Source organism: Escherichia sp. KTE52 (genome assembly GCF_000408325.1).
Lineage (GTDB): Bacteria > Pseudomonadota > Gammaproteobacteria > Enterobacterales > Enterobacteriaceae > Escherichia > Escherichia marmotae.
Map to the genome: position 1 here is coordinate 2,171,470 of NZ_KE138680.1, position 10,610 is coordinate 2,182,079.

Below are 10,610 nucleotides of genomic sequence, written 5' to 3' on the forward strand. Positions count from 1 at the left end.
ATGTCGATCAAAACCAGTAATACAGAATTTAAAACACGCATCCGTCAGCAAATTGAAGATCCGATCATGCGCAAAGCGGTGGCAAACGCGCAGCAGCGTATTGGTGCAAATCGGCAAAAAATGGTTGATGAATTAGGGCACTGGGAGGAGTGGCGTGATCGTGCCGCCCAGATTCGTGATCATGTTCTGAGTAATCTTGACGCTTATCTGTACCAGCTCTCAGAAAAAGTGACGCAAAACGGCGGCCACGTCTATTTCGCAAAAACCAAAGAAGACGCTACCCGCTATATTTTACAGGTTGCCCAACGTAAAAACGCGCGGAAGGTGGTGAAGTCCAAATCAATGGTGACCGAAGAGATTGGTGTCAACCATGTGTTGCAGGATGCGGGCATTCAGGTGATTGAAACTGATTTGGGTGAATATATTCTCCAGTTGGATCAAGATCCGCCATCTCATGTCGTGGTTCCGGCTATCCATAAAGATCGCCACCAGATCCGCCGGGTGCTACATGAATGCCTGGGCTATGACGGCCCGGAAACGCCTGAAGCAATGACCTTATTCATCCGGCAAAAAATCCGCGAAGATTTCCTCAGTGCTGAAATCGGTATTACCGGCTGTAATTTCGCGGTGGCAGAGACGGGTTCGGTATGCCTGGTGACCAATGAAGGCAATGCGCGGATGTGTACCACGTTACCTAAAACGCACATTGCGGTAATGGGGATGGAGCGTATTGCCCCCACTTTTGCCGAGGTTGATGTATTGATTACCATGCTGGCGCGCAGTGCTGTTGGCGCGCGTTTGACGGGATACAACACCTGGCTGACAGGGCCGCGCGAAGCCGGACACGTTGATGGCCCTGAAGAGTTTCATCTGGTTATTGTCGACAACGGGCGCTCTGAGGTGCTGGCCTCTGAATTTCGGGATGTGCTGCGTTGTATTCGCTGCGGGGCCTGTATGAATACTTGTCCGGCATATCGCCATATTGGCGGCCACGGATATGGTTCTATTTACCCAGGGCCAATCGGCGCAGTGATTTCGCCACTGCTTGGCGGCTATAAAGATTTTAAAGATCTCCCCTACGCCTGTTCTTTATGTACAGCCTGTGACAGCGTTTGTCCGGTACGTATTCCTCTGTCGAAACTGATTTTGCGTCATCGTCGGGTGATGGCTGAAAAAGGGATCACAGCAAAAGCAGAGCAACGAGCGATAAAAATGTTCGCTTATGCCAATAGTCATCCGGGATTGTGGAAAGTCGGAATGATGGCAGGCGCTCATGCGGCGAGCTGGTTTATCAATGGCGGCAAAACACCGCTCAGGATTGGCGCGATTAGTGACTGGATGGAAGCACGCGATCTTCCTGAAGCTGACGGCGAGAGTTTCCGTAGCTGGTTTAAGAAACATCAGGCGCAGGAGAAAAAGAATGGATAATCGTAGCGAATTTTTGAACAACATTGCTCAGGCTCTGGGTCGCCCGTTGCGACTCGAACCGCAAGCAGAAGATGTGCCGCTTAACAACTATGCTAACGAGCGGCTTACTGAACTTAATCAGCAGCAGCGCTGTGATGCGTTCATCCAGTTTGCCAGCGATGTCATGTTGACGCGTTGTGAACTGACCAGCGAGGCGCAGGCTGCAGAAGCCGCATTACGCCTGTGTAAAGAGTTGGGAGATCAGTCTGTTGTGATTAGCGGTGACTCGCGACTGGAGGAACTGGGGATCAGCGAACGTTTACAGCAGGAATGCAATGCCATTGTTTGGGACCCGGCGAAAGGTGTAGAGAATATCTCTCAGGCGGAGCAGGCGAAAGTTGGCGTTGTGTATGCTGAATATGGCTTAACAGAGTCGGGAGGCGTGGTACTTTTTTCCGCTGCCGAGCGCGGGCGTTCGTTGAGCCTGCTACCGGAGTCCTCTATTTTTATTCTGCGTAAAAGCACCATCTTGCCGCGAGTGGCACAACTTGCAGAAAAATTGCATCAGAAAGCGCAGGCCGGTGAACGTATGCCATCCTGCATTAACATCATCAGTGGCCCCAGTTCAACAGCGGACATTGAGCTTATCAAAGTCGTTGGGGTTCATGGCCCGGTGAAAGCGGTATACCTGATTATTGAGGATTGCTGAGAGAAATATTGATAGCCATTCTGCTATTCAGTAGCAAGAAAGACAGCGACTATACCGCTATTACCGATTTACACAGTGGGACACAAGTCTGCGCCATGTCCTGTATATGGCGCACTTTCTTATACCTTTAGCGCATCATCACCGTTGTAGATAATCGTGTATCCTCTCGCAGAGGTTATATCTATACAGCGAAGCCATTAGTTTAGACTGATGGTCTGCCAGACAGTGAATAATAAAAACATAAAAAGAAACATTGATGCCCAAAATCACCACCGGGTCGAAACCATTGTTCAATAAGTTTATTCTTATTTGAGGTAATTGTAATTACATATTCGAATTGGGGTCTTATTCATGCAAGGCGTGTGGAGTTAATGCGTCAGAATTATTGTAACTACATGTTAATTAAGGTTTAATTGTCTGTGTATGATATTTTATTGGATGTTTTAAATATTATTCATTCTTAATCTCTTATTAATATTTCAATATAAGCTGAATGGATTCAGCCTTAAAGTTGATGCTATGAAAGTATGTGCATAGTATGAATAATTTGTGTGTTTAAGACACATCTTTACTCATTTTGTAATCGGATGTTGACGCCATGTTCATATCAGTTGGGATATTTTAAGTTGATTTGGATTGTTAAATTCATATAATGCGCCTTCGCTCGTGAATGAAGGTCAGTACTTAGTGGTAAATTATAAATATAGAAATAGTCGAACTACTTCTATAGTACCCCAAATGCGTGACTGAGATTGTTGGCTTTTAATATTAAACTTGCGTTATTATCTACTGAGATTCACTTGTGATTACATTTCTGAGGTATTTAGCGTAAACATTATTGAGCAAACATTAGAGGTAACGATAAACTGATTGATAGTGATGTTTGTTGTTATCGATACGGCATTGTTGATGTTTATGGTTACCCCTTATGCGTGCTCGGGAATCCACCAGTAGTAACTCATACTGAACAGCGATAAAAGATAAAAGGTGTGTTCATGGATTCATGTGATTTTCGTGTTTTTCTGCAAGAGTTCGGTACAACGGTTCATTTGTCATTGCCCGGTAACGTATCCGAGAAAGAGCGACTGCTACTCAAGCTGCTGATGCAGGGGATGTCGGTTACAGAAATATCACAATATAGAAATCGCAGCGCAAAGACAATTTCACATCAAAAGAAACAGCTCTTTGAGAAACTGGGGATCCAAAGCGATATTACTTTCTGGCGCGATATTTTCTTCCAGTACAATCCGGAGATCATATCCGCCAGTGGTAATAACAGTCACAGATATATCTCTGACAACCACTATCACCATATTGTCACACCTGAGGCAATCAGTCTGGCGCTGGAAAACCATGAATTCAAACCGTGGATCCAACCTGTTTTCTGCGCACAGACAGGGGTACTGACTGGCTGTGAAGTGCTGGTTCGCTGGGAGCATCCGCAAACGGGAATTATTCCTCCGGATCAGTTTATTCCTCTGGCGGAATCATCCGGCTTGATTGTGATAATGACCCGTCAGTTGATGAAACAAACCGCGGATATTCTGGCACCAGTAAAACATTTGCTGCCGGATAATTTCCATATTGGTATTAACGTGTCCGCGGGTTGTTTCCTGGCATCCGGGTTTGAAAAGGAGTGTCTGAACCTGGTTAAGAAATTAGGCAACGATAAAATCAAACTGGTTCTCGAGTTGACGGAACGTAACCCAATTCCGGTAACGCCAGAAGCCAGAGCGATTTTTGACAGCCTGCATCGCCATAACATCACATTTGCTCTGGACGATTTTGGTACTGGTTATGCGACCTATCGTTACTTGCAGGCGTTCCCGGTCGATTTTATTAAGATCGATAAGTCGTTTGTGCAAATGGCCAGTGTGGACGAAATCTCCGGCCATATTGTGGATAATATTGTCGAACTGGCACGTAAGCCTGGTCTTAATATTGTGGCGGAAGGGGTTGAAACTCAGGAGCAGGCGGATTTAATGATCGGCAAAGGCGTTCACTTTTTGCAGGGCTATTTGTTCTCCCCGCCAGTACCGGGTGATAAATTTATCTCTGAATGGGTAATGAAAGCGGGTGGTTGATATAAGCCGCAGTTCAGAGTGCATCGGGAGAGTGCCGGGTATTAATTCTCCCGATGCAGTAAATCCTGATAGATCCTTGTTAATATGCCATTTGGCGCGAATTGTTTTTTAATCCACTGCGTCACCTGACCCGTTGCGGAGTGCTGGGTTGCCAGTAACATGCGCGAATCCTGGCGCGGGTTATGAATTTGGCGGGTAACCAGCAGTGATTGCGCCATCGCTTCGCGAACCATGTAATCCGGCAAAAAACCAATCCCTTCGCCCAGAATCTGGCACTGACATTTGGTGTTGAAATCTGGCACCAGAATCGATTCCTGACCGTGTAGCAACCAACCCACTTTTTTATTAATCGTATGTGCGGTGTCTTCCACCATGATATTGGGATAGAGACGTAACTGACTTTCAGCGATTGGCTCCGGCATGAAGGCTAACGGATGAGCCGGGGCGATGGCAAAGGCCCAGCGAATCGCACCAATCTCGGTGTAATCAATACCGCCACCGTCCAGTAGCGTATCGGGCGCGCCAATGGCGATATTCGCCTGGTTATTGATAATCGCGTCCCAGACACCGTTATACACTTCGGTGGTGACGGTAATCTGGCAGGTGGGAAATTGCTTTTTCAGTACCTGCAATAAGCGTGCGGTGTGTTTGGGTGTATAAAGTAGCTGATTAATACAAATGCGTACCCGCGCTTCTATGCCTTGCGAAATAGTATCGATACTGCGTTTAATAGCGTGAAAATCATTCAGCAGGTCGGTGGCCTTGCGGAAAAAATAGCGCCCGGATTCCGTTAGCTCAATGCTGCGGGTGTTGCGGGTAAACAGCACCACATCTAACCCCGTTTCCATTCGCTTGATGGTGTAGCTAATGGCGGAAGTCGTTAAACCCAACTCTTCTGCGGCTTTACTGAAGCTGCCAAAACGTGCAGCGGTAGTAAACGCCAGCAGATTTTCTTCGGTAAAAATTGAGTTCATTAAACCATTCCCGCCATTTTCTAATATGAATTTCTCCAGCCATGACTGTAGAGGTATCTATTAAAGATAGATAATCATTTTTGAATAACTTTTAACACCCGCCGCTTTTGGTTGTCGCTTCGCTTAATTTTTGTCCGCTATATTCTGAAATTATCCCCACGCAATTACCCGCCAGAAAACCCAGTAGCGTTACTGTCCAGTTCATCCCGCTGGCAAAAAACAGCGTCATGCCAAGAAATCCACCGGGAATGAATGACAGTAACCAGAAACGCCCTTGCCAGACCACCACCGCCGAGAAGGGAATGGTGGTAATCACGCTTGCCCAGAATCCGGAAAGCCCACTCACAGAGGCCAGCCAGCCGGAAGCCAGTGCAGCGAAAAATGCCCACACCATCCCGGAATAATTGACTGCCAGACTCTTAATAAACCCCGATTTACCGCCGCCTGCGGCATAAAAACTGCAAAAGGCGACGAAGCCTGTTGTTCCTAATAAATCCCATCCTTGAGAAAGCCCGACATGTGAAGACACTAACTGCCAAAGCCCTGCACAAATACCGACGGTAATACCCGTTGCAGTGAGTCCGTTCATCTTGTTCTCCTCTGGTTAGACGTGGACGGAAGCTGTTAATACATATGCAGACTATAGAGAAATAAAACCTGATTGAGTGAAAGGGTATGGGGAGAAAAAGATAAATATTGCACTGGCGCACACTGCTAAAAGATTGTTGAGCATCATTCAACAAAAAGACGGAATACAGCGGATTAAATTTAAGCGGGTTCTTTTGGTTGAGTTTCGTTGCTATTCTCAATTCATCGAAAACAGCCACAAAAACCAGGGGAATGTGAATGAGTATAAAAAATCTACCTGCCGACTATTTATTGGCTGCCCTACAAGGTGATATCGATAAATTAAAAACCTGCCTTGCGCTGGGTGTCGATATTAATACCTGCGATCGCCAGGGGAAAACGGCAATTACGCTGGCAAGTTTATATCAGCAATATGCATGTGTGCAGGCGTTAATTGATGCCGGTGCAGATATTAACAAACAAGATCATACCTGCTTAAATCCTTTTTTAATGAGTTGCCTGAACGATGATTTAACGCTGTTACGAATTATTTTACCGGCTAAACCCGATCTTAATTGCGTCACCCGTTTTGGCGGTGTCGGCCTGACGCCAGCCTGTGAAAAAGGCCATTTAAGTATTGTGAAAGAGCTTTTGACGCATACGGATATTAACGTCAACCAGACCAATCATGTTGGCTGGACGCCGCTACTGGAAGCGATTGTGCTTAATGATGGCGGGATTAAACAACAGGCGATTGTCCAGTTATTACTGGAACACGGTGCCAGCCCGCATCTGACGGATAAATATGGCAAAACACCGCTGGAACTGGCGCGTGAGCGCGGTTTTGAAGAGATTGCGCAGTTGCTGATTGCCGCAGGCGCATAAACCGGGAGGCTTGCTATCGACACACCAGAAAGACGGTGTGTGTGGGCGCTAACTGCGGATGCGGATTTTCTGGCGCAGCGGGGAGAAGGTCAGGTTGAACAGGTCTTTGCCAGAGCGGTAAACATTGCACTCCCGGCTCACCAACAGTTGCTGACGCTACTTTGTGAAGAGTACGACAATGCGCCAAATAGTTGTCGGTTGGCACTCACTCACTTTGATGGTCTGTTCCGTCATGGCGATAAGGTTCAGTTTGACGATCACGGGATTACGGTTGGTCAACATATTCATATAGATAAGCGTCGTTGCCAGCGTTGGCTGTCTCCAGCACTGCAATTGACCACTGAGAATTTCCACTTTATCGCCTGGCAACAGTGGCACGACATTATTCATCAGCATCTGGGGGAAAATGAAACCCTGTTTAATTATTGCGGTGATAATCCGTTTTATCAGGCGTTAAATAAAGAGTTACAGATTAAAAGACGTCGTGTAATTCAGGCATTAAGCGATAAACAAAATATCGCATCAGCGGTCGCTAACATGATGGGGTTAGGGATTGGTCTGACACCTTCAGCCGATGATTATTTAACAGGTCTGGCGCTTGTTTTATTTATTTCCGGACATCCGGCAGAAAAATACAAAGGGGAATTTTATCGCGGCCTGCAATGCGGCAGAAATAACACTACGTTATTAAGTGCCATAACGTTAGAAGCGGCATTGCAACAACGTTGTCGGGAAAATATTCATTATTTTATTTACGACATTATTTATAGCGTCCCTGGGAACTCAACTCAGGCAATAGAAAAGATTAAACATATTGGCTCCAGTTCCGGCTGCGACATGCTGTATGGCATGGCCGATGGTTGTGCGCTGAGCCAAACCTACGGAGGGAATTATGTCAGTTAAAATAGTCATTAAACCGAATACCTATTTTGATTCTGTCTCGCTGATGTCCATCTCCACGCGCGCAAATAAACTCGACGGCGTCGAGCAGGCATTTGTGGCGATGGCGACCGAAATGAACAAAGGCGTGTTGAAAAATTTAGGGCTGCTGACGCCGGAGCTGGAACAGGCCAAAAACGGCGACCTGATGATTGTCATCAACGGCAAACCAGACGCAGACAACGAGCAGTTGCTGGCGGAGATTGAAGAACTGTTCAACAGCAAAGCGCAAAGCGGCTCGCATGAGGCGCGTTACGCCACCCTTGCCAGCGCCAAAAAGCATATCCCGGAAAGTAACCTGGCAGTGATTTCTGTCAATGGCCTGTTTGCCGCGCGCGAAGCGCGTCAGGCGCTGCAAAACGACCTCAACGTGATGCTGTTCTCCGATAACGTCTCAGTTGAAGATGAACTGGCGCTCAAGCAACTCGCTCACGAAAAAGGGCTGTTGATGATGGGGCCGGACTGCGGCACGGCGATTATCAACGGCGCGGCGCTCTGTTTTGGTAACGCCGTGCGTCGCGGCAACATCGGTATTGTTGGTGCATCCGGCACCGGCAGCCAGGAACTGAGCGTCCGTATCCATGAATTTGGCGGCGGCGTTTCGCAACTGATCGGCACCGGTGGGCGCGACCTGAGCGAGAAAATTGGCGGTCTGATGATGCTCGATGCCATAGGAATGCTGGAAAACGATCCGCAAACTGAAATCATCGCACTGATCTCCAAACCGCCTGCGCCTGCGGTGGCTCGCAAAGTGCTGGAACGTGCGCGCGCCTGCCGCAAGCCGGTGGTGGTTTGCTTCCTCGGTCGTGGTGAAACACCAGTGGATGAGCAGGGGCTACAGTTTGCCCGCGGCAGCAAAGAGGCGGCGCTGAAAGCGGTAATGCTCTCCGGCGTGAAACAAGAACATCTCGACCTGCATACCTTGAACCAGCCGTTGATTGCTGATGTCCGTGCGCGTCTGCAACCACAACAGAAATACATTCGTGGACTGTTCTGCGGCGGCACGCTGTGTGACGAAACCATGTTCGCGTTGATGGAAAAACATGGCGATGTTTATAGCAACATCCAGCCCGATCCGGAATTCCGCCTGCAAGATATCAACCGCAGCATCAAACACACCTTCCTCGACTTTGGCGATGACGACTTCACCAACGGCAAGCCGCACCCGATGATTGACCCGACCAACCGTATCAGTCGCTTGATCGAAGAAGCGCGCGATCCAGAAGTGGCGGTGATCGTGATGGATTTCGTGCTCGGATTTGGATCGCATGAAGATCCGGTCGGCTCCACCCTCGATGCGATCAAAGAAGCGAAAGCGATCGCTGCAGCCGAAGGCCGTGAGTTGATCATTCTCGCCTATGTACTGGGCACCGATCTTGATACGCCATCGTTAGCACAACAGAGCCAGATGCTGCTTGATGCCGGGGTAATTCTGGCCAGCAGCAGCACCAATACCGGATTGCTGGCGCGTGAATTTATCTGCAAAGGGGAGGAAGCCTGATGAGCCAGTCACTGTTTAGCCAACCGTTGAACGTTATTAACGTCGGCATCGCCATGTTTAGCGATGATCTGAAAAAGCAGCATGTAGACGTGACCCAGCTCGACTGGACGCCGCCGGGGCAGGGCAATATGCAGGTGGTGCAGGCGCTGGACAACATTGCTGATTCGCCGCTGGCGGACAAAATCGCTGCCGCTAACCAGCAGGCGCTGGAGCGCATTACCCAGTCGCATCCGGTGCTGATTGGTTTTGATCAGGCGATTAACGTGGTGCCGGGCATGACGGCGAAAACCATTCTTCACGCTGGGCCGCCGGTTACCTGGGAAAAAATGTGCGGCGCGATGAAAGGTGCGGTCACCGGTGCGCTGGTGTTTGAAGGGCTGGCGAAAGATCTCGATGAGGCGGCTGAACTGGCGGCTTCCGGGGAGATCACTTTCTCGCCGTGCCACGAACACGACTGTGTGGGATCGATGGCGGGCGTTACCTCTGCCTCGATGTTTATGCACATCGTGAAAAACAAAACCTACGGCAACATCGCTTACACCAACATGAGCGAGCAGATGGCGAAGATTTTGCGTATGGGCGCTAACGACCAGAGCGTGATTGACCGCCTCAACTGGATGCGCGATGTGCAGGGGCCAATGCTGCGCGACGCGATGAAAATTATCGGTGAGATCGATCTGCGCTTAATGCTGGCGCAAGCGCTGCATATGGGCGATGAGTGCCATAACCGCAATAACGCCGGGACGACTCTGCTGATTCAGGCGCTGACGCCGGGGATTATTCAGGCAGGCTATTCCGTCGAACAACAGCGCGAAGTGTTTGAGTTTGTCGCCAGCAGCGATTATTTCTCCGGCCCGACGTGGATGGCAATGTGTAAAGCGGCGATGGATGCGGCGCACGGCATTGAATACAGCACCGTAGTGACCACGATGGCGCGTAACGGCGTCGAGTTCGGCCTGCGGGTCAGCGGATTACCGGGGCAATGGTTTACCGGCCCGGCGCAGCAGGTCATCGGGCCGATGTTTGCCGGTTATAAGCCGGAAGATTCGGGGCTGGATATTGGAGACAGTGCTATTACCGAAACTTATGGCATTGGTGGATTTGCTATGGCGACCGCACCTGCAATCGTCGCGCTGGTGGGCGGCACGGTGGAAGAGGCTATCGATTTCTCCCGTCAGATGCGTGAAATCACCCTCGGTGAAAACCCTAACGTCACCATTCCGCTGCTGGGTTTTATGGGCGTGCCATCGGCTATCGACATCACCCGTGTGGGTAGCAGCGGCATTCTGCCGGTGATCAACACCGCCATCGCTCATAAAGATGCAGGCGTCGGCATGATTGGCGCGGGCATTGTGCATCCACCATTCGCCTGCTTCGAGAAAGCCATTCTTGGCTGGTGCGAACGTTACGGCGTTTGACTTACATGTTTATGCCGGATGCGGCGAGAACGCCTTATCCGGCCTACGAATGGTGCAAGAATCTGTAGGCCTGATAAGACGCGCGAGCGTCGCATCAGGCATTTGTCACCATTGCCGGATGCGGCG

The 10,610-nt window shown here is 49.3% G+C and carries 9 protein-coding genes; 7 read left to right on the plus strand and 2 right to left on the minus strand.

The genetic code is table 11. From position 1 onward, the window contains the following. The 3 genes from A1SC_RS01660 to pdeL all read left to right on the plus strand — a co-directional run bounded on the left by A1SC_RS01660 (nt 1) and on the right by pdeL (nt 4,200). The gene (locus tag A1SC_RS01660) at nt 1–1,428 is read left to right on the plus strand and encodes a LutB/LldF family L-lactate oxidation iron-sulfur protein (RefSeq protein ID WP_000023937.1); all 1,428 of its coding nucleotides are present in this window, start codon (nt 1–3) and stop codon (nt 1,426–1,428) included. Next, the gene (locus tag A1SC_RS01655; protein ID WP_000370394.1) at nt 1,421–2,116 is read left to right on the plus strand and encodes a LutC/YkgG family protein; all 696 of its coding nucleotides are present in this window, start codon (nt 1,421–1,423) and stop codon (nt 2,114–2,116) included. Before A1SC_RS01660 ends, A1SC_RS01655 begins: the two co-directional genes overlap by 8 nt. Nucleotides 2,117–3,111: 995 nt before the next feature. Then, nucleotides 3,112–4,200: a DNA-binding transcriptional activator/c-di-GMP phosphodiesterase PdeL gene (pdeL, locus tag A1SC_RS01650; RefSeq protein ID WP_010377096.1), complete on the plus strand. Its 1,089-nt coding sequence runs from the start codon at nt 3,112–3,114 to the stop codon at nt 4,198–4,200. A gap of 41 nt (nt 4,201–4,241) precedes the next feature. Here the strand turns inward: pdeL and A1SC_RS01645 are convergent, their stop codons facing one another. Then, nucleotides 4,242–5,174, minus strand: coding sequence for a LysR substrate-binding domain-containing protein (locus A1SC_RS01645; protein ID WP_001084382.1), 933 nt, complete (start codon nt 5,172–5,174; stop codon nt 4,242–4,244). Nucleotides 5,175–5,265: 91 nt separating this feature from the next. Next, nucleotides 5,266–5,763: a DUF1097 domain-containing protein gene (locus A1SC_RS01640; protein WP_001515819.1), complete on the minus strand. Its 498-nt coding sequence runs from the start codon at nt 5,761–5,763 to the stop codon at nt 5,266–5,268. A gap of 257 nt (nt 5,764–6,020) precedes the next feature. Here A1SC_RS01640 and A1SC_RS01635 point away from each other — a divergent pair, with 257 nt between their 5' ends. From A1SC_RS01635 to A1SC_RS01620, 4 genes are read left to right on the plus strand one after another with little or no spacing between them, the layout of a single operon-like run. After that, on the plus strand, nt 6,021–6,626 hold the full coding sequence (locus A1SC_RS01635) for an ankyrin repeat domain-containing protein (protein ID WP_000023625.1): 606 nt from the start codon (nt 6,021–6,023) through the stop codon (nt 6,624–6,626). Between the two features lie 39 nt (nt 6,627–6,665). Beyond that, nucleotides 6,666–7,529 carry an oxamate carbamoyltransferase subunit AllH family protein gene (locus tag A1SC_RS01630; protein WP_001515821.1) on the plus strand — a complete coding sequence of 288 codons (864 nt, stop codon included), beginning with the start codon at nt 6,666–6,668 and terminating at the stop codon, nt 7,527–7,529. Further along, nucleotides 7,519–9,066 (plus strand): acyl-CoA synthetase FdrA, encoded by a 1,548-nt coding sequence (gene fdrA / locus A1SC_RS01625; protein ID WP_016262962.1) that lies wholly within the window; start codon nt 7,519–7,521, stop codon nt 9,064–9,066. The genes A1SC_RS01630 and fdrA overlap by 11 nt, the downstream gene beginning before the upstream one ends. Continuing rightward, on the plus strand, nt 9,066–10,484 hold the full coding sequence (locus tag A1SC_RS01620) for a YlbE family protein (RefSeq protein WP_016262963.1): 1,419 nt from the start codon (nt 9,066–9,068) through the stop codon (nt 10,482–10,484). The genes fdrA and A1SC_RS01620 overlap by 1 nt, the downstream gene beginning before the upstream one ends. The last annotated feature ends 126 nt before the right edge of the window (nt 10,485–10,610 follow it).

What these genes read in the sequence shown, in the direction of transcription:
- fdrA (WP_016262962.1), top strand. Translation starts at nt 7,519, where the DNA reads ATGTCAGTTAAAATAGTCATTAAACCGAATACCTATTTTGATTCTGTC.
- A1SC_RS01635 (WP_000023625.1), top strand. Translation starts at nt 6,021, where the DNA reads ATGAGTATAAAAAATCTACCTGCCGACTATTTATTGGCTGCCCTACAA.
- A1SC_RS01620 (WP_016262963.1), top strand. Translation starts at nt 9,066, where the DNA reads ATGAGCCAGTCACTGTTTAGCCAACCGTTGAACGTTATTAACGTCGGC.
- A1SC_RS01640 (WP_001515819.1), bottom strand. Translation starts at nt 5,763, where the DNA reads ATGAACGGACTCACTGCAACGGGTATTACCGTCGGTATTTGTGCAGGG.
- A1SC_RS01645 (WP_001084382.1), bottom strand. Translation starts at nt 5,174, where the DNA reads ATGAACTCAATTTTTACCGAAGAAAATCTGCTGGCGTTTACTACCGCT.
- A1SC_RS01660 (WP_000023937.1), top strand. Translation starts at nt 1, where the DNA reads ATGTCGATCAAAACCAGTAATACAGAATTTAAAACACGCATCCGTCAG.
- pdeL (WP_010377096.1), top strand. Translation starts at nt 3,112, where the DNA reads ATGGATTCATGTGATTTTCGTGTTTTTCTGCAAGAGTTCGGTACAACG.
- A1SC_RS01655 (WP_000370394.1), top strand. Translation starts at nt 1,421, where the DNA reads ATGGATAATCGTAGCGAATTTTTGAACAACATTGCTCAGGCTCTGGGT.